General features: G+C 68.4%; 18 protein-coding genes. 12 read left to right on the forward strand and 6 right to left on the reverse strand.

Annotated features, from left to right (window positions below; genetic code table 11):
* Positions 1-89 precede the first annotated feature (89 nt).
* Complete coding sequence (locus ACYVK5_RS17295) at positions 90-245, forward strand: hypothetical protein (protein WP_460707191.1); 156 nt, start codon at positions 90-92, stop codon at positions 243-245.
* A gap of 234 nt (positions 246-479) precedes the next feature.
* The gene (locus tag ACYVK5_RS17300) at positions 480-998 is read left to right on the forward strand and encodes a hypothetical protein (protein WP_460707192.1); all 519 of its coding nucleotides are present in this window, start codon (positions 480-482) and stop codon (positions 996-998) included.
* 176 nt (positions 999-1,174) lie between these two features.
* Here the strand turns inward: ACYVK5_RS17300 and ACYVK5_RS17305 are convergent, their stop codons facing one another.
* Complete coding sequence (locus ACYVK5_RS17305) at positions 1,175-1,561, reverse strand: YchJ family protein (RefSeq protein ID WP_460707193.1); 387 nt, start codon at positions 1,559-1,561, stop codon at positions 1,175-1,177.
* Positions 1,562-1,719: 158 nt separating this feature from the next.
* On the opposite strand from ACYVK5_RS17305, the gene ACYVK5_RS17310 reads away from it, so the two are divergent.
* Both ACYVK5_RS17310 and ACYVK5_RS17315 read left to right on the forward strand, forming a co-directional pair.
* Positions 1,720-3,033: a cytochrome P450 family protein gene (locus ACYVK5_RS17310; RefSeq protein ID WP_460707194.1), complete on the forward strand. Its 1,314-nt coding sequence runs from the start codon at positions 1,720-1,722 to the stop codon at positions 3,031-3,033.
* Between the two features lie 52 nt (positions 3,034-3,085).
* Positions 3,086-4,324, forward strand: a complete 1,239-nt coding sequence (locus tag ACYVK5_RS17315; RefSeq protein WP_460707195.1) for a sulfotransferase family protein — start codon at positions 3,086-3,088, stop codon at positions 4,322-4,324.
* A 140-nt stretch (positions 4,325-4,464) separates the two neighbouring features.
* On the opposite strand, the gene ACYVK5_RS17320 is transcribed toward ACYVK5_RS17315, so the two are convergent.
* Positions 4,465-5,664 carry an MFS transporter gene (locus tag ACYVK5_RS17320; RefSeq protein ID WP_460707196.1) on the reverse strand — a complete coding sequence of 400 codons (1,200 nt, stop codon included), beginning with the start codon at positions 5,662-5,664 and terminating at the stop codon, positions 4,465-4,467.
* A gap of 161 nt (positions 5,665-5,825) precedes the next feature.
* Here ACYVK5_RS17320 and ACYVK5_RS17325 point away from each other — a divergent pair, with 161 nt between their 5' ends.
* A complete protein-coding gene (locus ACYVK5_RS17325; RefSeq protein ID WP_460707197.1) occupies positions 5,826-7,064 on the forward strand; it encodes a sulfotransferase family protein in 1,239 nt (412 codons plus the stop codon).
* A gap of 234 nt (positions 7,065-7,298) precedes the next feature.
* Here ACYVK5_RS17325 and ACYVK5_RS17330 read toward each other — a convergent pair whose 3' ends face one another.
* Positions 7,299-8,153 carry a hypothetical protein gene (locus ACYVK5_RS17330; RefSeq protein WP_460707198.1) on the reverse strand — a complete coding sequence of 285 codons (855 nt, stop codon included), beginning with the start codon at positions 8,151-8,153 and terminating at the stop codon, positions 7,299-7,301.
* A 214-nt stretch (positions 8,154-8,367) separates the two neighbouring features.
* Between ACYVK5_RS17330 and ACYVK5_RS17335 the strand changes: the two genes are divergently transcribed.
* The 4 genes from ACYVK5_RS17335 to ACYVK5_RS17350 all read left to right on the forward strand — a co-directional run bounded on the left by ACYVK5_RS17335 (position 8,368) and on the right by ACYVK5_RS17350 (position 12,124).
* Positions 8,368-8,697 carry a hypothetical protein gene (locus ACYVK5_RS17335; protein WP_460707199.1) on the forward strand — a complete coding sequence of 110 codons (330 nt, stop codon included), beginning with the start codon at positions 8,368-8,370 and terminating at the stop codon, positions 8,695-8,697.
* Between the two features lie 75 nt (positions 8,698-8,772).
* A complete protein-coding gene (locus ACYVK5_RS17340; protein WP_460707200.1) occupies positions 8,773-9,891 on the forward strand; it encodes a helix-turn-helix domain-containing protein in 1,119 nt (372 codons plus the stop codon).
* On the forward strand, positions 9,888-10,424 hold the full coding sequence (locus ACYVK5_RS17345) for a DUF3368 domain-containing protein (RefSeq protein ID WP_460707201.1): 537 nt from the start codon (positions 9,888-9,890) through the stop codon (positions 10,422-10,424). The genes ACYVK5_RS17340 and ACYVK5_RS17345 overlap by 4 nt, the downstream gene beginning before the upstream one ends.
* 206 nt (positions 10,425-10,630) lie before the next feature.
* Positions 10,631-12,124, forward strand: coding sequence for a serine hydrolase domain-containing protein (locus tag ACYVK5_RS17350; RefSeq protein ID WP_460707222.1), 1,494 nt, complete (start codon positions 10,631-10,633; stop codon positions 12,122-12,124).
* An 84-nt stretch (positions 12,125-12,208) separates the two neighbouring features.
* On the opposite strand, the gene ACYVK5_RS17355 is transcribed toward ACYVK5_RS17350, so the two are convergent.
* Both ACYVK5_RS17355 and ACYVK5_RS17360 read right to left on the reverse strand, forming a co-directional pair.
* Positions 12,209-12,859 carry a response regulator gene (locus tag ACYVK5_RS17355; protein ID WP_460707202.1) on the reverse strand — a complete coding sequence of 217 codons (651 nt, stop codon included), beginning with the start codon at positions 12,857-12,859 and terminating at the stop codon, positions 12,209-12,211.
* The gene (locus tag ACYVK5_RS17360) at positions 12,856-14,046 is read right to left on the reverse strand and encodes a sensor histidine kinase (RefSeq protein WP_460707203.1); all 1,191 of its coding nucleotides are present in this window, start codon (positions 14,044-14,046) and stop codon (positions 12,856-12,858) included. The genes ACYVK5_RS17355 and ACYVK5_RS17360 overlap by 4 nt, the downstream gene beginning before the upstream one ends.
* Before the next feature lie 211 nt (positions 14,047-14,257).
* On the opposite strand from ACYVK5_RS17360, the gene ACYVK5_RS17365 reads away from it, so the two are divergent.
* Positions 14,258-15,232, forward strand: a complete 975-nt coding sequence (locus ACYVK5_RS17365) for a phosphotransferase family protein (RefSeq protein WP_460707204.1) — start codon at positions 14,258-14,260, stop codon at positions 15,230-15,232.
* A gap of 24 nt (positions 15,233-15,256) precedes the next feature.
* Here the strand turns inward: ACYVK5_RS17365 and ACYVK5_RS17370 are convergent, their stop codons facing one another.
* Entirely contained in the window at positions 15,257-15,898 is a 642-nt protein-coding gene (locus tag ACYVK5_RS17370) for an SDR family NAD(P)-dependent oxidoreductase (protein ID WP_460707205.1), read from the reverse strand.
* A 133-nt stretch (positions 15,899-16,031) separates the two neighbouring features.
* On the opposite strand from ACYVK5_RS17370, the gene ACYVK5_RS17375 reads away from it, so the two are divergent.
* A complete protein-coding gene (locus ACYVK5_RS17375; protein ID WP_460707206.1) occupies positions 16,032-22,958 on the forward strand; it encodes an RHS repeat-associated core domain-containing protein in 6,927 nt (2,308 codons plus the stop codon).
* On the forward strand, positions 22,948-23,301 hold the full coding sequence (locus tag ACYVK5_RS17380; protein ID WP_460707207.1) for a hypothetical protein: 354 nt from the start codon (positions 22,948-22,950) through the stop codon (positions 23,299-23,301). Before ACYVK5_RS17375 ends, ACYVK5_RS17380 begins: the two co-directional genes overlap by 11 nt.
* The last annotated feature ends 412 nt before the right edge of the window (positions 23,302-23,713 follow it).

The raw sequence follows: 23,713 nt of genomic DNA on the forward strand, positions 1-23,713 counted from the left end.
AGCCGAATGCGGAAGGAACTGCATGGTTCTCGGCGCGGCAGCGGCCCGTGGCACCCCACGGCTAGCATCGCGGTGTGGTTAATTCCGACATGACCGATAAAGCCTCGACGCCGACGCCGACGCCGACGTTCTCCCCGGAGGCGCACCGGTTCGGGGGCGAGTCCTGGGTGGGCTTCTTCCAGCGGCCCTGGGGCAGCATCGGCAATGGCTGGGTCCAGCCACGCCTCGGACGCCGGACGCGCTGACAGCCGCGCCGTAACCGGCGAGGCGGCCGTCGACGTCGACCCCGCCTGTCGGCGACCCGCCGGCGCCGACCACGCCATCGTGCATGGTGGCAACGCAACCATCGGCCAAGATGGCGTGGTCGCGCTCGGAGGGGTTCGACGTGCGGCGGCTCCGCGTCGTGCGTGTCAGGCTCCGGACGCGATCGGGCCGCGTCCGTGACGATCTTCCGGGCCGGCGGGCTCAGGGAGCTTCACGTGGACGGTCGCAGGTGGTTGGGTGTGCGCGTGGAAATTATCGCGACGAGTCTGATCGCCGTGTGCGGGACGTTGCTGGGGTCGGTGGCGACGTACTGGATCCAGCGCAGCACCGTGCGTCAACAGGAGGGCCTGGCGCGGGCGGAGCGGCTGCGGCAGGAGCGGGTGGAGGCGTTCACCGAGTACGGCGGTGCCCTGCACAACTACCGGCGTGTCCGGATGGACCGCTGGCACCTGGCCAACGGCGAGACGGCGCTGGACCCCGACGCGCTGCGTCGTGAGGTCTTCGAGCTGCGGACCGCCGTGATCGAGCGCGGCTACCGGGTGAGGCTGCTGGTGACGGCTCCCGGCTTGGTCGAGCTCGGCGAGCAGGCCATGAAGAGCGTCGACGTGATCGGTCCGAAGGCCTCACGCGAGGACTACGACGTGGCGCGCAAGAACTCGAAGGCCGCCATCGAACGATTCGTCGACGCCTCGCGGGACTACCTGGCCGACGTCCGCCGCGCGAACGCGGCCTGAGCAGAACTCGCCGAGGCCGCGTCGCCGGGCAGGGTCCGGCGTCGAGCGGTCGGTCCGTTGTCCGAGCGGTCGGTCCCTCAAGCGGCCGACCGCACGGACAACGGACCGACCACTCGACAACCGGCCGACCGCATCGCCGACCCGCGCGATCTCCTGGTCGGGCCAGAGCCGCTTCCTCAGTTCGTCGTGCCGTCGACGTAGTACCAGCGCTTGCCGACTCTCTCGAACCGGCTCACCTCGTGCAGGCGCCCGCGTTCGGCCGGCGTGCGGTAGCGGGCGACGAACTCGACCACGCCGGTGTCGTCGAACGGCCCGCCGGCCTCGGTGCGCAGGATGTCGAGGCGCTGCCAGCGGACGTCGTCGTCCAGGTGCAGTGTGTCCGGCCGGGACGACGGCGACCACGTGGCCAGCAAGTAGTCGGCGTCGCCGACGGCGAAGGCGGCGTAGCGCGACCGCATCAGGGCCTCCGCGGTGGGGGCGGCACCCGCGCCGCGGTGGTACCGGCCGCAGCAGGCACCGTAGGTCTCGCCCGACAGGCAGGGGCAGCGTGCGGTGTCGTCCATGGGCCTTATCCTCGCCCGAGGCGGGGCCTCCACGGCCGCCACACCCTGTTCGAGCAGGCCGGATGCCGGACCTATCTCGACACAAGGCGATATGTCCGGCAGAGTTCGGGCGAAAGACAGCACTGCACCCTGTACCCGACCCAGACGGGGACATGATGATGACCAGCTCGACCACTATCGACGGCATCGCCGGAACCGGCGGCGCCCTCGGGGACGATCCCGGCCGCCGGCCCGTGAAACTCGACGATCCCGCGACCGTCACGACCATCCCCGAGCTGACCACGGCGCACGACGTGGACGCCATTCACACCCGCCTCCGCGAGGAGTGGGGGGACCTGGCGCCCGTCGAACTGGAGCCCGGTGCCCGCGCCTGGCTCGTGATGGGGTACCGGACCATCGTCGCGATGGCCCGCGGCCAGCTCCCGCTCACGGCGGCCACCGGCACCTGGAGCGGCCACGAACGCGACGCGCCACCCTCGGAGTCCCCGCTGCTGCGGCCGCTGGCACCTGCCGGCCGGGCGACGGTGGAGCAGATGGACGGTAGTGCCCACGGCCGGCTCCGCGCCCCGCTCGACGACGTGCTCGGCGTCATCGACGAGGCCGAGATCGCCAGGACCACCCGCGCCAGGTGCGAGGAACTCATCGACGGGTTCGCCGGGACGGGCGTGGCCGACCTCGTGCGCGAGTACGTGGCGCCCATGCCGCAGCTGACGTTCGGCACGTTCCTCGGGTTCGACGACGCGGCCGCGCAGCAGGTGTTCGACGCCGCCTCACGCCGGGCGGCCGGAGAGGACACCGCCGCGGCCGTGCACGAGATGAGCTTCCTGCTCACCGGCCAGACGGCGGCCCGCCGGCCGGACGGCGAGCCCACGCCCGCGGGCCGGCTCGCGCGGCACGCCTCCTACGGGAGCACCGCGGAGGCCGCGCTCGGGCTCCTGTCGCTCACGGCCATCGCGGCCCGCGGCCTGCAGGCCTGGCTGGCGCAGACCCTCTACCTCTCCCTGACGGACAACCGGTTCGCCGGACGGCTCGCGGGAGGGCAGCTCGGGATCGACGAGGCGCTGGACGAGGTGCTGTGGACCGCATCGCCGGTGACAACGCTGGCACCGCGGATCGCCCTCGAAGACTTCGTGCTCGGCGACAAGCTCGTGCAGGCCGGGGACGCGATCCTGCTCGCCGTCGGCGCTCTCGGCTCGGACCCGAGCATCCGCGGCGAGGGCGCCTGGGACGGGTCCGGCAGCCGCGCCCACCTGACGTTCGGCGTCGGCGCCCACGCGTGCCCGGCGCCGCACCTGGCCCGGCTGATCGTGCGGACGGCGGTCGAGACGCTGCACCACCGCCTCGCGCCCAGGCTCGCGCTGCGGACGGACGAACTCCGGTGGGCACCGGACTTCCGCTTCCGCCTCCTTGAAGCGCTACCGGTCACCTTCCGCCCCGAGCAGCCGCCGGAGCCCGAGGAGTTCGTCCGGTGAGCCCCGCGCTCGCCCCGCGACCCGCCACGTCGATCGCATGAGAAGGGACATCGTGAGCCGCACTTCTCGCACCACCCGCACCTCCAAGGTTCTCAACACCGTCTTCGCCCCCGTCATACGGGGCCGCGAGGATCCGGGGAGCGCCTGGGCGAAGGCCGTCGCCGAGGTCGAGGAGGAGGCCGGCACCGAGGACCCGAAGTTCGCCGAGGGCCTCGGCGTCGTGATCACGAGCATCGCCGAGGAACCCCGCCTGACGCCGCTGGGCTGGACGTTCGCGCTCGCCGCGATCAAGGGGCGGTACGCCAACCGGCTGCGCGTCAACAACGTGCTGGCGGAGCGTCCCGAGATCCTCGACGAGCCGATCGCCGACCCGGTGTTCGTGCTCGGGCTGCCGCGCACGGCGACCACGCTCACCCACCGGGTGCTCGCCGCCTCGCCCGCGCACCGCGGCCCGCTCATGTGGGAGATGATGCACACCGGCCTTGAGGACCCGGCGGTCGCCGAGCGCGAGATCAAGAACTTCAACCGGGCCAACCAGGCCATGACGAACCTGTTCATGCCAGGGATGAAGCACATGCACACCACCCGCGCCGAGCAGCCGGAGGAGTCGCTGATGCTCCTCCCGCACGGTCCCTTCTGGCCGCTGCTGTACGCCTCCATGCCGACCTACCGCGAGTGGTACGCCCGGCGCGGCGCGGCGGACAAGGCCGCCGACTACGAGTACCTGAAGCAGGGTCTGCAGGTGCTGCAGCACGGGCGGGACCGCAAGCGGTGGATCGTCAAGTACCCGGGGCACCTCAACGACATGGCGACGATCAAGGAGGTGTTCCCGGACGCGACGTTCGTGTGGACGCACCGTGACCCGGCCACCGTCGTCGGCTCGACGTGCAGTCTCGTGGAGACGGTCTGGTCGATGTACCAGAAGGACCCGGACCCGGTGGAGGTCGGGCAGCTCGTGCTGGGCTCCATGGTCACGTGGATCGAGCGCGCGCTGGACGCGCGGCTGGGCCTGCCGCCGTCGTCCGTCGTGGACGTGCCGTACCACGCGCTGAGCCACGACCCGCACACCGAGGTACCCCGGCTGTACTCGGCGATCGGGGCGACCTGGACGGGGAGCGACGCGGCGCAGCTCGACCAGGTGCTGGCCCGGCCCGCGGGCACCCGCCCGCACACGTACGACATCACGGACTACGGGCTGCAGCCGGCCCAGGTCGAGGAGGCGTTCGCCTCCTACCTGCGCCTGCTCAACAGCTTCGACAAACTGGACGCGGAGCCGACGGCGGACCTGTGAAGCGGGAGGTCGCGCGCGGGTGGGTGCGTGGTCGCACGGGGTGTCGAGTGGTCGGTTCGATGTCGGGCGGTCGGCTCCCCGGGCTGCCGACTGCTCGACGTCCGGCCGACCACTCGACACTCCGCCGATCGCGTCGTCGCCTAGCCGCGGCGGGTGCGGTCCGCCCGGCCCGTCCAGTAGCCCACCCAGGCCGTGCCCGCCAGTGCCAGCACGCCGATCATCACCGACGCGGCGGCCAGCGGCGCGACGGCCGCCACCGCCGCGACCACCAGCGGCCCGCCCGTGTTGCCGATGTCCCCGCACAGCCGCCAGCCGCCGAGGAACTGCGCGCGTCCTTCCTCCGGAGCTGCGTCCGCGCCGAGGGTCATCACGATTCCCGAACCCAGCCCGTTCCCGACCGCGATGAGCGCCATCACGGCGCCGACCCCGAGCGCGGAGTCCGTCAGGGGCAGCAGCAGGCAGGCGACGCCGACGGCGAGCACCACCGGCACCGCGACCACCCGCCGCCCGCGGGTGTCGAGCAGCCAGCCACCCGGCAGGGTGAGCAGGATGTCGATCGTGGCCGCCACCGCGAACAGCAGCGACACGACCGCTGCGTCGATGTGCACGTGATCGGCCCACAGCGGCAGCAGGCCCGTGCGCACCGACCGCGAGGCGCCGATGACGACGACCGCCACGCCCAGTGTCAGCAGAGTGCGCCGGTGCTCCCGCAGCACCGAGTGCACCCGCCGGGGCACGACGTCGCGCGCCACCCGGCCGAAGTCCGGCATCCGGGTCACGATCAGCGCCGACGCCAGCGACGCGCACGCCGCCAGCACGAACACCGCACGGACGTCGGACAGGTGGATCAGCAACGCCCCCAGCAGCGGACCCACCAGGACCCCCACCCGCATCGACCCGCCCAGCAGCGCCATCCCGCGCGCCCGGTGACTCACCGGCACCGCGTCGATCAGGAACCCCTGCCGCGCCAGCAGGAATGCCGTCCAGCTCATCCCGCTGACGACGACGCACACGCACAGCAGCCACACCGACGACACCAGGAACGCGGCCAGCATCGCGACCGCGTCCACGAGCCCGGCGATCACCAGGGTGCGGCGCTCGCCGAGCCGCGCCACGAGCGCCCCCGACGGCAGCGAGTTGACCAGCTGCCCGATGCCCATGAGCGCGACCACGAACGCCGCCACGGCCGTGGTCGCGCCCAGGTCGTGCGCGTGGATCGCCAGCACCGGGAGCACGGCGCCGTGCCCGATCGAACTGACGACGGACGGCAGGTAGGCGACGACGGCGATGTCCCGGAATCGGAACGAGGAGTCCGCCACCGCACCGTTCGTTCCCGTCACGGCTCCATCCTGTCAGATGGTTGGCCGCGGCAATGATTTCGGACGCGCGACCTCGTACGGTGTGGGGCGCGAGTAGGCTGGCGGCGCTGATCAGATGTCGGACGTAACGCGATACAAACGCATATGTCTGGCCGAGCGGAAGATTCCTGAGAAGGAGCATCGTGAGCCGCACCACCACAACCACCCGCACCTCCAAGGTCCTCAACACCGTCTTCGGCCCCGCCGTCCGGGGGCGCGAGGATCCCGCGAACGCCTGGGCGAAGGCCGTCGCCGAGATCGAGAAGGACGCCGGCGCCCAGGACCCTGAGCTGGCCGAGGGCCTCGGCCGTGTGTTCGCCAGCGTCGTCGAGGAGCCCCGGCTGACGCCCCTGGGCTGGTTCTTCGCGCTCTCCGTGGTCAAGGACCGCTACGCCAACCAGCTGCGCATCAAGGCACTGCTGGCCGAGCGCCCGGAGATCGCCGACGAGCAGATCACCGATCCGGTGTTCGTCCTCGGGCTGCCCCGCACCGCGACCACCCTCACCCACAAGGTGCTCGCGGCGTCGCCCGCCCACCGCGGGCCGCGCGCGTGGGAGATGACCTACACGGGCCTCGAGGACCCGGCAGTCGCCAAGCGGGAGATCAAGAAGTTCGACCAGAGCATCAAGATCGTCACCAGCATGTTCGCGCCGAACCTGAAGCACATCCATCCGATCCGTGCCGACGACCCGGAGGAGTCGCTGGTGCTCATGCCGCACGGCACCTACTGGCCGCTGTTCCACGGCAGCATGCACTCCTACCGCGACTGGTACGCGGGTCGCAGCGAGGAGGAACTGGCCGGTGACTACGGGTACCTGAAGCGGGGCCTGCAGGTGCTGCAGCACGGCCGGGCGCCCAAGCGGTGGATCCTCAAGTACCCGGCGCACCTGAACGACATGACGACGATCAAGAAGGTGTTCCCGGACGCCACGTTCGTGTGGACGCATCGCGACCCGGCGACCGTCGTCGGCTCCTCCTGCAGTCTCGTGGAGACGCTGTGGGCGCCGTACCAGAAGGACCCGGACCCGCTGGAGATCGGGCGGCTCGTGATGGAGTCCATGGTCACGTCGGTGGACAGCGGGCTGGAGGCGCGGCTGAGCGTGCCGCCGTCGTCCATCGTGGACGTGCCGTACCACGCGCTCAGCCACGACCCGCACACCGAGGTGCCGCGCCTGTACTCGGCGATCGGGGCGACGTGGACGGAGAGCGACGCGGCGCAGCTCGACCGGGTGATCGCCCGGCCGGCGGGCAGCCGCCCGCACACGTACGACATGACGCGCTACGGCCTGCAGCCCGAGCAGGTCGAGGAGGCGTTCGCCCCCTACGTGCGCCTGCTGAACAGCTTCGACAAGCTGGACGCGAAGCCGACGGCGGAACTCTGACGCCGGGAGGTCACGCGCGGGTGGGGGTGCGGTCGGTTGTCGAGTGATCGGTCACTCGGCAACCGACCGCACTTCCCGTCCGGCCGCGGGCGTCCGGATCGCGTCAGCCGCAGTCGTCCGGCCGTCCCTGCGTCACGGATCGCGGCCGGCATCCGTGACGCCTGCCCCTGGAGGCGGTGAGTCAGCCGGTCAGGCCGGGGGCCGATCATCCGGCAACCGACCGACCGCGCGTGGTCACGGCGACCGTCGCTGCTTCCGCTTGGCCGCGTTGTCGAGCAGTTCGCCGATCGTCCGGGAGCCTTCCACGCTGTCACCAGCCGTAGCGCTCTGGAATCGGCGCTGCAACTTTGACCGCGCAGCCACGTGATCTCCCGCCAGGAGCGCGACGATCGCGTCGTCCTTGGTCTTCATCGGCAGGCCTGCCACCCATTCGCGGGCGTCGCGTTGCCCGACGACGGCGTCCCGTGGCGGGCTCGCACTGGCGGCCTCGGCCAGCAGGTCGTCGTCCAGGCGGAGGAAGTCGGCGAGGGTCCGTTGAGCTCCGGTGAGATCGCCGAGGCCCGCCGGGACGGGTGGTTCCAGGATGTCGCCGTCGTCGTAGTCGAAGGCGTCCTCGTCGTACGCCCAGACGCCGATCGCGGCGAGGAACACCAGGTACAGCGGCCGGAGGTCGCCGTCGAGCAGTTCGGCCCGCGGCGCGGTGAACGCGCCCAGCGTCCATTCCTGGAAGTCCTCGTCCCAGTGCTCCTCGTCCTCGGACCCGAGGTCCAGGATCATGTTTCTGCCCGATCGGTGGGCGTCCATGTGATCGCCCACGATGTACTCCTCCAGCTGCACGCCCTGCAGCGCGACCGCGGGGAGCTTGAGGAGCAACCGGCGGCTGCCCCAGTTCGCGTAGTAGAGGTGCAGGTCGTAGAACTTGCGCACCAGCTCGTCCGGGGATCCCTTGAAGTCGCCGAAGTGGTACTCGTTCGTGAACGACGTCGGCGTGATCCGTGCCCGGGTCGACAGCTCCCGTACCGCGGCCTGCTGCTCACTGGTCAGCGGCTGGTCGACCGCCAGGAACTCGTAGTACTGGTACTCACTCACCGTGAAGGACTCCAGGGACGACGCCGGACAGTGCGGCCCGACCCTATCCGAACGGCGCCTCTGACGTGCGTGGCCATCCGAACGGCGCCTGACGTGCGTGGACGGAGCCGTCCGGCCCCGGCCGGGCGGGGCGATCCCGGCCGGGGTACGGCGAAGTGCCCCCGCACCGACCGGCGGCTTGAGCGCCGGGTAGCACCCATGGTGGACTTCCCGCATGATCGTTCGAATCTGGCGAGGATGGACCACCCCCGAGAACGCTGACGCGTACGAGTCGATCGTCAGTACTCGCGTGCTGCCCGCCATCGCCGAGCGGAAGCTCGCCGGCTACCACGGCGCCTATCTGCTTCGGCGCCCGCTCGACGGGGAGGTCGAGTTCTCCACCGTCATGCTGTTCGACTCGCTCGACGCCGTCCGGGAGTTCGTCGGCGAGGACTACGAGGTCGCGCACGTCCCGGCCGAGGCGCGGGCCGTCCTGTCACGCTTCGAGGAGCGGTCCGCGCACTACGACACCCTGCTGACGCCGGAGGACACGCGGCCCGACTGACCGGCGACGAGAAGGCCACGCACGACCGGGTGCCGTCGCTGGGCACGAAAGCGCATGTGTGCCAGAATCGCACACATGATCACACCGGCAGAGCTTGGCGACCGTATCGAGCTTGCTCGTGTCGCCGCGAGGAAGACTCAGGCGGAGCTCGCCACGGCGCTGGGTGTGGACCGCACCGCGATCTCGAAGATCACTACAGGCACTCGGAAGGTCTCGGCGATCGAGCTGTCGACCCTTGCATCGTTCCTGGACCGGCCGCTGCCGTGGTTCGTCGCCGACTCTCCGGAACCGCTGGTCGCACGGCGGAGCGGTGTGGTCGAGGATCGACCTGCGACGCTCGTCGCCGAACTCGCCGCCGAGGATCTGACCGCGGACGTGCAGCAGCTTCGTGAGCTGGGAGCGCTCGAGCCGGCTGAGCACGCCGGGCTCGTGGGGTCGCTCGGCAGGGTCGAAACTCCGGAGGATGCTGCCGAGGCCGCCCGTCGTGTGCGCGAGGAGGCCGGACTCGGGCAGGTCCAACTGGGTCGGATGGCTGACGTGCTCGACGACTTCGGTCTCTACACCGTGTCGGTGGTTCTGGGTGAGGCGACCGACGGTGTCATGCTCCCGAGTGACGGGTTCGGCGTGGCGGTGATCAACGCGAACCAGGATCCGGGCCGACGGCGCTTCACCGCGGCCCACGAGCTCGGCCACTATCTTTTCGATGACGTGTACTCGGCCGAGACCGTCTCCGGCGCGACCTCGGGGCATGAGCACTTGGTCAACGCCTTCGCCGTGGAGTTCCTGTTGCCGCTCGCCGTGGTGCGCCAACGCTGGGCCGAGCGGATCGGCGCGGGTGCCCACATGCTTCAGCGCGTCCGCGAGGAAGCGATCTGGCTGTCGTCGATGTACCGGATCAGCTGGAGCGGCCTGCTCGCGCGCCTCGTCGAGGCAGGGCTCATCACGGACGTCGAGGTTCGTGCTCTCCGGCCGAACCCGACTCGTGCCGAACTGCGCGCATTCGGACAGCAGCCCGAAGAGGATCTGGCCGAGGGCGACCTTTCTGCCTCGGTATCACGTGGCGGGTTGGCCGCCTATCGCGACGGTTCGATCGGCAGGTCGAGGTGTGCGGCCATCGTGCGCGTCCCGGAGGACGACTTGCCAGAGCCGGTTGAGGCCGGTCCCAACGAGCTTCGACCGGACTTCTACTCGTGACCGACGCCGCCGATCCACACCCCCTGCTCGTCATCGACAACACCTGCCTGAGCGGCTTCGCGACGGCGGGCATCATGCATGCACTCAAGGACCTGACTGTCGGTTTCCGGGTCGGCACCACCGAGATGGTCCGCAACGAGTTCGCCGCCGGACCCAGTGCGTTGAGTGAGATCGCCTGGGTCGAGCTTCTGCCTGAGCAGGGGATGGAAGAACTCGTCGCCCTCGCGGCATATGTGCAGGCGATCGGTCCTGGTACGCACGACCAGGGCGAAGCCACGGTCTTCGCGAGCGCGCAGGTACGACAGGCGATCGCGATCACCGATGATGCGCAAGCAACACGGATCGCCCGGCGGATGAGGACTGTCAAGGTCCACGGTTCGCTGTGGCTCCTCATCCGTGCCTACAAGGACGGCAAGATCGACTCACGCCGAGCAGCCGAGATCCTCGACCTGCTTCGCGCGAGCGGATCGAGGTACCCCTGCGACGGGGCCACACTCCTGAGCTGGGCGCGTCAGCACAACCTCCTTGACTGATGTCACGTGCGGCCCTCCGGTGTATGCGGGCGAATCCCAGAGGGACAACGCCCTGGGAGTGGCTCGCCCGGCGATCAGCCGATGATCTGGTGCCGATCGCGCCGCGCGGGCGGGTGCCTGCATCCCTCCTCACTCTTCGGGGTGAACCTGGCTCACTCCCCGGGGTGAGGCACGGCGCCGCCGCGCCGGCCCAGGCTGATGCCGTGATGATCCGACACCGGCCGACACCCCTTCGTTCCCCGTTCTCTCCACCCATCCGGTTCTCCCTCCTGCTGGCCGGGCTGGCCTTGCTGGCGGTGCTGGCCGGCATCGTCCTGGTCGGCACGGCGTCTCCGGCGCACGCCGAGACGGAAGGCGAGGAACTCGTCGACACCTACCAGGCGGCGTACGACAACCCCGGCCTGGCCGTGGCGGTGATCGACGGCGACACGGTCGAGACCATCGTCCGCGGCAGTGACGGCGACGGGGACCCGGTCACCCCGGAGACGCGTTTCCGGATCGCCTCGATGAGCAAGTCGATGACCGCCGCGTCGGTCATGATCCTGGTGGAGCGGGGGATGTTCGACCTCGATGACCCGGTCGTCGACGTGCTGCCCGAGTTCACCATGGACGATCCGCGGTTCCGCGAGATCACGGTCCGCCACCTCCTGAGCCACACCTCGGGACTGTCGATCCGGACCAACAACGAGTACGCGTTCCCGCCCCCGCGCAGCGCCGCCGACGCCGTGGCCTCGCTGGCGGACAAGACCCTGGACGCCGCCCCGGGGGCGCAGTACGAGTACCACAACACGAACTACTCCGTGGCCGCGCGCATCGTCGAGGTCCAGTCGGGAAAGCCGTTCGACGAGTTCATGAGCGAGGAACTGTTCGTTCCGCTCGGCATGGACGACACCACCTCCACGGAACTCTGCTCGGACCCGGCGGCCGGGCTGGCCTCGGGACACGAGGTGGTTCTGGGCCTGGCGTTCGCCGTCCCGGAGATGCCGGGCGCCTGCGTCGGCAACGGCGGGGTCGTCTCGTCCCTGGACGACATGGTGCGGTGGGTGCGGTTCAACCAGGGGATGCTCGACGTCGGCCCGCTGAGCGCGGAGTCGCTGGAGGAGATGCACACCGCCCAGCCAGGAGCCGGCAACTACGGTCTGGGCTGGGAAGCCCGTCCCGACGAGGCAGTGGCCGCGCAGCCGCTGATCGGCCACGGCGGCACCCTGGCGACCTGGACCGGCGACATGGTCTTCTCACCCGGGACCGGTGAGGCCGCGATCGTCCTGGGTAACGGCGTCGGGGCTCCCCGGCTGCTGTCGACCAACCTGCTGGCCGAACGGAACGGCGCGGAGACGACGTCGATGAGCAATCCGCTGACCGTCGTGAACGTGGTTCTGCTCGGGCTGCTCCTGATCGTGGGCGCGCTCCTCACACTCACCGTGGTGCGCGCGCCGCGCTGGGCGGTCCGGCGGCACGAGGCCCGTCGCCCCGGAGTGGTGCTCCGGCTGATACCGCTGGCACTCGTGACCGTCGTCGGGGCGCTTCTTCCGACGCTGATCGGCGTCCAGGGCGGCTCGTTCAGCCTCCAGTACTGGATCGTCGCCGCCTGGTTGCTCCCGCTGCTCGCGCTCTTCTCCCTGGTGTGCTTCGCGCTCGGCGCGACTGCACTGATACGCCGGATCGTGTGCTACAGGAGGGTGCGGAGCCGGGCGCGCTGACCGTCCGGAGCGGTCCCGGAAGCCTCTTCCGGGACCGCTCCGTCCCGCACCGATGGTCCGTCCCCCACCGCTGAGAGCGCGAGATCATTCCGTGCGGACGAGCCCGTGCTCGTAGGCGTAGATCACCACGTGGACGCGGTCCCGCAGCCCGAGCTTCATCAGGAGCGCCCGGACATGGGTCTTGACCGTGTTCTGGGTCAGGTAGAGCTTCGCCCCGATCTCCGCGTTGGACATGCCTGCGACGATCAGGTCGAAGACCTCGGCCTCACGCGGGGTGAGGGCGTCCAGCGCATGGGCGTCGGCCGCCGGTGAGTCGCGGAGCATGCCGACGATCTTCGCCGCCACACCCGGTGCCAGGGCGGACGTCCCGGCAGCGACGTCGTGCACCGCCCGGCAGAGCGCGGCCGGGCGCGTGTCCTTGGTCAGGTAACCGCTCGCGCCGGCCCGGATGGCGGCGACGACGAGTTCGTCGGCGTCGAAGGTCGTCAGGATCAGTACCCGCGTCGACGGGGACAGGCGGGTGATCTCCTCGGTCGCGCTGACGCCGTCGAGCCGGGGCATCCGGATGTCCATGAGTACGACGTCGATGCGGTGGGAGCGCACGGCCTCGATCGCGGCCCGGCCGTCGCCCACGTCCGCGACGACGTCGATCTGCGGGTCCGCCCCCAGGACCGTGCGGAGCGCGCCGCGCAACAGGTCCTGGTCATCCGCCAGGAGTACTCGTACGGGTGTCACGGGGACTCCTTGGTCGGTAGCCGTGCGGTCAGGGTCCAGCCGCCGTCGTGCGTCGTGGCGCCGTCGTCCCCCGTCACGGTGAACGTCCCGTCCGCGGCCTCGACCCTCGCCCGCGCACCCGCCAGCCCCGTTCCCGCGGAGCCGCCGCGCAGGACGCCGGCACCGCCGTCGTCCCGGACCTCGAGGAGGACGTCCGGACCCCGCCATTCGAGGCGGACGGCCACGGCGACCGGGGGCCGCACATGGCGGAGCGCGTTGGTGATGCCCTCCTGCGCGACGCGCACGAGGGCCAGTTCGGCTCCGATCCCCAGCGGCCTGCGTTCCCCGGTCTCCGCGAAGGTCACGCGGTGCAGTGATGTCGACGCCGCTTCCACGAGCTCCGGCAGAGCGGCCACGGTCAGCGGGTGCTCGCTCAGGGTCGGACGCTCCGCGTCCAGCACCGTCAGCATGGCCCGCAACGCCCCGAGGGCGTCGCGGCCCGCCTCGGCCACGTCCTCCAGCTCCCGGCTCGTGCCGGCGTCGCTCGTGGTGACCGACGCCGCGTCGACCCGCGCGACCAGCACCGTGATCGAATGAGCGATGACGTCGTGCAGGTCACGGCGGATGCGCGCACGTTCCGCAGCGAGAGCCACATCCAGTCGCCGCTGCTCCGCACGGGCGGCACGCTCCCTCCTACGGGTCACGGCGATCGCCCCGGCCCACACGCCGACGACGATGCTCAGCGCGATCGCGCCCTGGACCCAGAACATCCACGCGGGGACGAAGCCCTCGATCCGTGCCGATGAGAGCAGGCCCGAGACGACGATCCCCACGACGCTCACGAGGAGCGCGACGAGACGCAGCCGAAGCCCCGCGACGGCCGTCAGACGCCACAGCGCGACCAGGAAGCACACCGCCGACGGGAGCGCACTGGGCTCCCACCCGGGCATGGGCGTCAGCACCAGCCCCAGCATCGCCGCCGACGCGACCGCGAACCCCGCGACGGGACGACGCCGCGCGACCTCGATCGAGGCATGCAGCGCCACCGCCGCCAGAACCGTCGCCACGACCTGCCACGCTCGCGCCCCGCTGACGACAAGGAGAGCCACCACCAGGGCCGAGAGCGGCGCGAAGACGCCATGGACGATCAGGTTCAGCCAGAACGCCTGCGTCGTGCCTCGATCGGCGGGAATCGGATGTCCTTCCATGACCACCTTGATGCCGGGGCGGACCGTCAGGCCGTGCGGGAGAGTGGCGGGGGGCTGAGCACGATTGAACCACGTCCTTCCCCGGGGCGGGCCCGATGCTCCGGAGGTGCGGCGTGATCTCACTCCTTGGGGTGAGAACGCCTGCGGGGGATGTACCGTCCCCGCGTATTTCGGTGGTGCCGGCCTGTCCGCTCCGGCAGGGTGTTCTGCCATGACCCGCGTACGTCCCACCTGGCCCGACCTGCCCGCCACGATCCGGGCGGCCATCGAGGAGCGGCTGGGCGCGAAGGTGACGTCGTGGGTCTCGCACGACGGCGGGTACTCCCCAGGCCTGGCCAGCGTGCTGACCACCACTCGCGGATCGGCATTCGTCAAGACCGCCTCTCCCGACCAGGCCGAGGCACGGCGACTGCACCGGAGTGAGGCCGCCATCGCGGCGCGGCTGCCGGACACGGTGCCCGCGCCCACGCTGCTGTGGTCGCTCGACGTGTCCGACGACAGCCCGGCCCCGCCCCAGGAAGACACCGGCTGGGCCGTCCTCGCCTTCGAACCGGTGGACGGACGCGCCGTACGCACCGATCCGTGGGACATGGACGACGTCGACCTGCTGGCACGCCTCGCCCTACGGATCGGCGAGCACCCGGCCCCCGACGGCGACGAGTTCCCCGACTTCGCCGCGACGCCGTGGCCGCACCCCGAACTGCTCGCCGACGAGCGACCCGACGGCCTGTCGACCTACGACCCCTGGCTCGCCGCAAACCTCGACCTGATCGCCCAGATCACCGCACACGACCGGCAGGCCGAGGCGCTCGCGGGCAACTCGCTGGTGCACGGCGACTTCCGCGCCGACAACGTGCTGATCGCCGGGCCGGAGGATCGCGGCCGCGGCGTGGTCGTGGACTGGCCGTGGGCCGCCCGAGGCGCGGCGTTCCGCGACCTGGTCGCGATGCTGCCCGCCGTGCACGCGCTGGGCGGGCCCGCGCCGTCGGCGGTGCTGGACCGCACTCCGCTCCCGCCGGGCACCGACCCCGAGGCCGTGCTCACCTGGGTCGCCATCATCGCCGCCTACTTCGTGCACTCCTCGCTGCAACCCCCGCCGCGCGGCATCCCGCACCTGCGACGGTTCCAGCGAGTGCAGGCGGAGTCCGGGATCGCGTGGCTACGGGAGCTGATCGGGGCGCGCTGAGGCAACGCGACACCGAACGTCCCGTCATCGGGGGATCGGAGCGCCGCCCGTCGCCGCTAGCGAGAGGTCCCAGAGCCGGGCGGCCGCGCCGGAGTCGATGGCGTACTCGCGGACGCCGCCGTCGTCCATGGGGCGGTCGGGGGCGGAGATGCGTGCGACGTCGCAGTCTTCGAGGTAGAGGCCGCCGCGGCTGTCGAGGAGGGGAGACGTGGCTGCCCAGAGGCCGGTGGCGGCGCCCTGGGAGGGTGTCTTGAAGCCGGCCCCGATCACGTTGCCGTGCTCGTCCACCCATCCGCGGTCGATCTGCTCCTGGAGCGGCATCTCTCGCTGGAGACCGGTGATGATCTTGCCCGGGTGGAGAGCGAACGCCCGGACGCCGTCGTCGTCCCCGAGGGCATCGAGGTGTACGGCGAACAGGCTGTTGGCGGTCTTGGACTGGCCGTAGGCCAGCCACTTGTCGTAGCCGGTGCGGAAGTGCGGGTCGTCCCAGCGGATGTCGGTCAGGACGTGTCCGGCCGAGCTGTTGACGACGACGCGCGCACCGTCCGCCGCGGCCAGGAGCGGGTAGAGCTCGCAGGCGAGGGCGAAGTGTCCGAGGTGGTTGGCGGCGAACTGGCCTTCCCAGCCGGGACCGACGTGGCGCTCCGGGGTGCCGCGTGATCTCACTCTTTGGGGTGAGGCGTCCGACGACGTTCCCCAGCAAGGTCTAGGTCGGACATATGCTAGCTTTCAGTACTATGCGCTCCGGAGTCCCTCCGTTGACGGGTCTTCGAAGTGCCTGATCGACTGTCTGACGAACATGCTGGAGATCCTGGTGAGGTTTCGCCGTCCGCTCGCTGTATTCGCTGCTACCGCGGTCTTGGCTGCAGGTTTCGTCGACGTCTCTGGGTCGACAGGAGCTGCGGCGGCGACCGAGGGTTCCGTGCTTGCTGCGGAGGCTCCGGTGGCGTCGCCGGAAATTGCACCGCCCGTGGTGAGAGGCCTTAGTGATGGGTACAGCAATCCGCCCGTCGACTTCGAGGCGGTAGAGATTCCGTCCTTCCCGAACGTCAGTTACATCGACAACGGTGTGGCGCCAGTCGCTCGGTCTTTCGCGAAATCACCGGCGAACAATGCGAAGGGCACGGGAACGAGGCCGACGCTGATCGGCCGTACCACAGGTCTTCGTCCGTCGTCGGATGGGATCGAGTGGCAGTACACGGTCTGTCCGGTGAGGGCGAGCACCTGTTCGGAGGACACGGCAGTCGCAAGATCAGACTGGGTGCCAGGGTCCTGGAAGGTGCCGGCAGGCAAGTTGGGGACGAACAAGACGTACAAGTGGACGGCAGCGGCCCGGAACAATCCGTACATGGGGACTATATTCAATGAGGAGTTCTGGTTCTCCACGGGCTCGACTCTTGCGTCGCCAGAGAGTGGCGACTTCGAGGTGCGGCTCAGTTCGCCGTCCCCGCAGAAGATTCTTGGTTCCCTCCGGCCGACTCTGTCGATGTCGCTCGCGCATGCGGTTTCTCAGGATTATGAGTACTCCTTCGAGGTCAAGCGGTGTTTGGATGCGCACTGCAGGGACACCGTGGTCGTCGCGGATTCTGGCTGGATAGCGTCCAAGAGTTGGAAGGTCCCGTCCGGTGCGCTGGGTTGGAATGGCGTATACAAATGGACTTCCGCAGCCCGGGACAACCCCTACGTGGGAACCATAGGCAATCCGAGTCGTACCTTCGCTACGATTGTCCCCGCTGCCGCGGGAAAAAGTTTTGGGCTAGGTGCCCAAGCGACGCGGATCGCTGGGGTCGATCTTTCCGACCAGCACTTCGAGCATGCCACGACCGATGCGTCGCTGGTAGGTGCAGGCGCTCCGCTTGCGCTTGCTCGGAGTCATTCATCGGCCAGTGAGCGAGTGGGAGCGTTCGGTGCCGGATGGTCGTCGATCTTTGACATGGCGTTGATTGAGACGTCAACCGGAAAGATCGTGAGACTCGCTGACGGACACGAGGTGGCCTTCGGGAAGAACGCCAACGGCAGTTTCGCGCCTGCGCCAGGTTCGCAGGGTATGAAGTTGGAGTCATGCGCGAGTCCGTGTGTCGGGAAATTCACGGATCCAAATGGCGCACTTTACAAGTTCAATTCCATGGGTGTGTCGTCGGTGACAAATGCGGACGGATTCGCCACGCAGTTCAACTGGAATAGCGCAGCAAAGATCTCGATGATCAAGGATGTCACATCTGGGCGCTCGATTGGCGTGTCTTGGGTGGGCGAAAGAGTTGCTTCGGTGCGACCCAACGGAGCGCCCAGGAACACTCCAGTGGTGTGGACCTACACGTATGACGGCGACCTGCTCACCAAGGTGTGCCGTCCCGCTCCAGAAGATGCTTGCATCGCATACGACTATTCCGGTGGAAAACTGGTATCGGTCGCATCGGCAGGCGGAGCGACGACGACGCGGGTGACCTATTCCGGTGCCAAGGCCACCAAGGTCGAGACTCCAGACGGATCGTACTCATTCGCGGCTTCTGCCTTGTCGGGCGGTGGGAGCCAGGTCACCGTCACCAACGGCGCGGACGCCGTTGACAGGTACGAGTTGGACGCTCAAGGGCGCACCCGATACCTGTACAACAGCCGTGGTGGGGTTGAGCAATGGCGTTATGACGGTGCCGGCCGGACGACGGGGTACGCGTCGCCTCAGGGCTCCTACCTAGAAATGGAGTATGACGAGGCTGGCAACTTGACCGCGCGGTACCAGTACCTGGAGCACGGCGAGTCGAGCGTTACCCGATACGCGTACGTCGGCTCGGGTGCCGCCAAGGGCGAACTCGAACTCAAGACGTCGCCGATGAGTACGCTGGTTTTTCTCTTCAAGGATCCGACGCTCGATGACCTGCGTGAGTACGCGGATATCGAGTTCGGGTACGACAGTGCAGGCCGTGTGGCAAAGATCATCCGCGGCACGACTGCCGGGACGCGCACGACCGAGCGATACACGTACACAGAGGGCACGGAACCAGCGGTCGGCGGCGGGACCGCGCCGGCGGGTTTGCGTGCGTCGGTCAGCGATCCTGCCGGGAAGGTGACGAACTTCGGCTACACGAGCAAGGGACAGCTCGCTACGGTGACCGACCCGCTGGGCGCCAAGAACGCGTACTCGTACGACTGGGCTGGACGCTTGAAATCGACTGAGACCTCTGGCGACGGAGTGACGACGCAGACACAGTCGATCACATACAACGGCGCCGGGAAGATCGTCGCCGTTACTGCCGGGAGCACGACGGACCCGATCACGGGTGAGGCGCACCAGGCGCGCCAGTCGTACTCCTACGACATCGATGGCTACCTCATCTCATCGGCAAGAAGGGATCTCAGTACTGACACTTCCTACGTGGTGGACTACACCCACGACGCCCAGGGCCGCCTGTTGACCACGAAGGGGCCAGACGGTGTCGTCCAGGCTCAGAACTCCTATGACTCACTGGGTCGACTCGTGACGACTACTGATGCAGCGGGAGCGACGACACGGCTGGAGTACACGCCGCAAGGGGATGTGGCGCGGCGGGTTGCCGTCGGCCACATGAGCGCCCACGAGCAGGAGCCTCATGACGTCGTTCTTGAGGAGATCCAGTACGACGAGGCAGGGCGACCGGAGGTCGTCACCGACAGGAAGGGCGTCAGCCGACGCTACGACTACTACATCGACGACATGCTCGCGCAGGTGACGGCACTGGACATGCCTGCTGCGAGCGGGTCGGGTACCGAAGATGTGCGGGAGTTCGCGGCGAACTTCACGCGCGCGGGGGACCTGTCCGCGTTGTTCGACAACGGTGTGGTGAGCGGTGTCACCTATGACCACTTGCGTCGCCCCGTGAAGTTGACGGTTGCCACCGGGGAAGCCGACAGCCCAGCGCGACAGATCATGCGCGCCCTGGACCCGCGCGGCCTGGTCACGTCCGAGACGGTCACTGCGACGACGCCGCTGCGTACCTCCACGTATGCTTACGATGCCGCCGGCAACCTCATGACAACGACGGTGGGCTCGGCCGCGGACGATGCGGGTGCCCGAACAACCGCACTTCGGCGCGACGTCTTGGGCCGGGTGGTTGCCGTCGTTGATCCCCGTTCCACCGACGCCGACCCGATCGAGACGCGGTACACCTGGGACACCGCGAATCGCATGGTGGAAGAGTCGTCCTACTCCCTGGAGGGCGCGTACACCACGAAGTACGGGTACGACGCCTTCGGCAATCTGCTGAACTGGTCGACGCCGTCTGGAGCCACTGCCGAGGCGACGTTCGACGGTTACGGTCGGCGGACGAGCCAGAGCGTTCTCCACGAGGCAGGCCAGGAGGCTGCTCGCGACTCGTGGCAGTACAACGCCGCGGGGCGGGTTGAAAAGACGACGGACAGGGCCGGTGCGACGACCCGCTACGGCTACGACAGCCTGGGACAGCTCGTCGAGGTCACACGCGAACGAGACGATGCCGATGACCACACCGAGATGTTCGCCTACGACGATTTCGGCAACACGGTCGCCTATACCGATCCGCTGGGCGTGGTGACTACCGCTGGATACGACCGGCGTGGAAATCTCCTCGAGCAGGCGACGCAGGTGGGCGAACAGCAGGCGACCTGGCGCTATGCATACGACGTCTACGGGAACCAGACAGGCGTGACGTCGCCCGAGGGCGCGACGTTCGAGGCCGAGTACAACACGCTGGGAGAGGTCACTTCGGCCACCGATGCAGCCGGTGTCATTCGTGGCTTCGATAGGGATGCTGCTGGGCGTGTGGTCGAGCAGACAAGCACCGACGGCAGCACGATGTGGACCAACTACGACGCGTACGGCAATGCGGTCCGGAAGTCGATCCTCGATTCCGAGTCCGGTGATCCGCTGCGGAGCTGGAACTGGGGCTATGACGCGGCGGGGCTCCAGGTCGAGCAGGTTGACCCGTTGGGTGGCGTGCGTGGGTTCGGCTATGACCAGCGGGGGAACACGACCTCGATCGTCTATGAGGACGGCGCTACCGCGAGCCTCGGCTACGACGCCGACGGTAACGTGACCACGTACACGGACCCGAACGGCAACATCACTGAGGCGTCCTACACCGCTACCGGCCTGCTTGCTTCACTGGTCGAACCGTCGGTACCCGGCGCGTCCCTGCCGGCTGACAGAACCTTCACCTGGCAGCACGATGTCGCCGGGCGTGTGGTCGAGGCGATCGCTCCGGGCGGCCGTACGACGTCGACGGAATACTTCGTGGACGGCCTGCCGGCGACGGTGACCGCGACCGTCGATGCCGCCACGAGCACCCGTAGTTTCGGGTACGACGTGGCAGGCCGGCTGACCTCGTTCTCCCACCCGGACGGGAAGCAGACCCTGACCTACGACGAACTCGGTCAGCTCACCGGGTCGCATGGGCCGGCCGGGAACTCGACCGTCGCCTACGATCTGGACGGAAACGTCACGGAGCGGACCGACACGACCGGCACGGCATCCTTCACCTGGGAACCCGGCGGTCGCGTTGGCTCGGTGACGACGCCGGACGGCTCGCTCTACAGCTATGCCTATGACGGCGCCCGCCTTGCGTCGGTATCCGCACCATCTAGCCAGGAGACGTTGTCCTGGGACCTCCTCGGGAATTTGGCAGGCCAGAAGGTGGTCTCTGGCACCGAGACCTTGGTGGACGAGACCTATAGATATGACGCCGAAGGAAACCGCCTGTCACGGTCGTCGAACCAGCCTGCCTCCAGGACGACGGACTACACCTACGACGCCCGGCACAGGCTCACAGGTTGGGCGGACGAGTCCGGCACTCACACTCTGGAGTGGGACCCGGCCGGGAACCTGATCTCACGTGATGGTGACCAGCGTAGGTATGACGCACGCAACCAGCTCCGTTCGGTCGGCGATGTCACCTACTCCTACTCAACGGACGGCAACCGGGTTGCTGCCGACAACACGACCTACGACTACGACCCCTTCGGGCAACTGGCAAGGTCGGGCAGCGACAGCTATGAGTACGACGGGCTCGGACGGCTCTCGTCGGCCGGGGACAAGACGCTGGCTTATGCGGGCTTGGGTCGTGACGCCTCCGATATCGGATCCTCTCCGGTGGTTCGTGATCCTCATGGGCGCATCGTCGAGATCCAGGGCGGCAGAGGAATCACAGACCCGCACGGAGACGTGATCGCGGTCGTCGATGGGGCGGCTGAACGGACCGTGTCCTTTGACCCTCTAGGACAGGCCTCCAGTGTCGGAGCCGACCAGCTCGGGTTCCAGAACGACTTCACCCAAAGTGGACTCGTAAACATGGACGCCCGCTGGTACGACCCGGAGACCGGCGGATTCCTGACGCGCGACGATGTCGCCCTGCCTGTGGATCAGTTGAACAGGTACGCCTACGGCATGGGTAACCCTGTGCGGCACTCCGACCCATCGGGACACTGCGTCGGCCCTGGGATCGTCGTCCTGGGCGCGTGTGTGACAGTGGGGGAGGCGCTCTTCGGGGGGCTGGCAATCGGTGCCGCTGCCGGCGCGAGCGTCGCCTTGTCACAGCCTACGTACTACGGATCCGGCTATGGGTTCGGAACGATCCCCGACCTGAGCCAGTACTCCTACTCGTACCCCGGCACGAGTTACTCCCCGTCACTCAGCACCAGCACTGTCTCGCAGGCGGGTGCGTGGACCTGGGGAGGAGGCGCGAGTGTGGGCGCTACATCGGCCGGCGCCTCGTCGACCTACCGGCCTCGCTCGTACTCGTTCGACACCGACCTCACCAGCTTCCAGGCGAGCATGACGGGTGTCAGCGCGAGCATTACAGGCCTGAGTGCAAGTATGGCCGATTTCAATGCGGGCATGGCCGGATTCCACTCGCACATGACTGGGTTCGGCACCAGCATGGTCGGCTTCAGCGCCAGTATGACCGACTTCGACGCGAGCATGGCGTCGCTGAACGAAACGCTGACCCAGGTCCCGCAGTTCGGCATCGACAAGCCGACCTGGGCATACCCGGACCCGTACATCAATCGCCAGGCGATCCCTGTAGGCATCGCCGCGGGCGGGCTCACCACGATGTGCGGGTCGACATCCGCGGCCTGCCAGGCCGCGATCGGAACGGCCGGTGAGTCGTGCGCGGTGCCAGGCACCAGTATCGCGGGAACTTGCGGTCCCGCGGCTGCTGACCACCTCTGGGCCTCCACCTCCGCAGCCGGAGACGCCGCAGTGGGCGGAGCCAGCGCGGCAGCCTCATCAAGCCCCAATGGTCAATGCGGCCCGACCCAGATCACCACGGAGGTAGGCTGCGAGGAGCCCCTCGAGTTCCTTGAGCGCAAGCTCGACGAGCTCGGCGAGATCAGCGACCAGGTCTCCGGCAACAACCCCGACACAGGGATGCAAGGGCCGGGGTGGTTCCCCTACGGAGCGCACAAGGTACCTGGCAGTTGGGCAGGACCAGATATGACAAAGAAGCTGAGGCAGACCCTCAAGAAGGGTGTTCCTCTCAAGGAGGGCTTTGTCTGGCGTGCTCCAGGAAATAAGAGCAGCATCAGAATCGACAGGGGGAACCCGGACCACGAATTCCCCAGTCAGCGTGTGGATCATGTCGTGATCAACGACAGGAACCGTACTATTCTTCGAGACGGCAGCCCGCTGCCGGGCGACAAGTCGATCAAGGACATGCCCGACGAGGCTCATATTCCACTAACCGAGTGGCTGACGTGGAGGTCCTGGAATGTCCCCTGAGAACGATGACCTTTCTGCTCCCTGGGTTCGGCGAGAATTGCGCGCATGGCTTGCCGAGATCAGCGCCATCTCGAACGAGGAAGCGCTTGACGTCATGGACGGACGGCCCGGGGCCCTCGACCGGTTCCTGGATTTTCTCGATGACACGAGCATCGTGGACCCACCCGAGACCACAGTGGGTGTGGCCATCTACCATGACGAATTGGTGCTGTTTCAGCAATTCGCGAACGTCGTGGAGGCAGGCATTGAGGGCAACTGGAACGGAATCGCTGTGGTTGCCACGGCGTTGATGAGCCGGATGGACGAAAAAGAGACAATCGAAAGGCCTCATCACCCCGCATGACTGCACATAGGTTCCCAATTCGCGCCGGACTGGCATTGATGGCTGCCGTGCTGATCGGCCCTCTGTCGGGGTGCTCTTCCCATCCTGGTCCAGAGCCATCAGGTGATACCAGCGAGTCAACGTCCCAGAAGGAGGTTGCTGAACGGGTAGCGGCAGCGCCTGAGTCGACCGGCAATCCATCGGCGGAGGCAGGCGCGGAGTGTGCCGAGCTGTCCACGACCGTCAGTGACGCGAGTCTCCGGGTTGTCGATGCGTTCTCCCTGGTTGATCGCAATCCAGACCTGGCAGTCGAGGAACTCCGCGGAATCATCGCGAGCACCGCGGAGAGCACGGAGGGGGTCCAGGGACGTGCGGCTGATGGCGCGGAGCGGTTCCTGGACGGATTGCGAGAACTCACTGATGCAACCGAGGA

The organism is Myceligenerans halotolerans, from assembly GCF_054782975.1.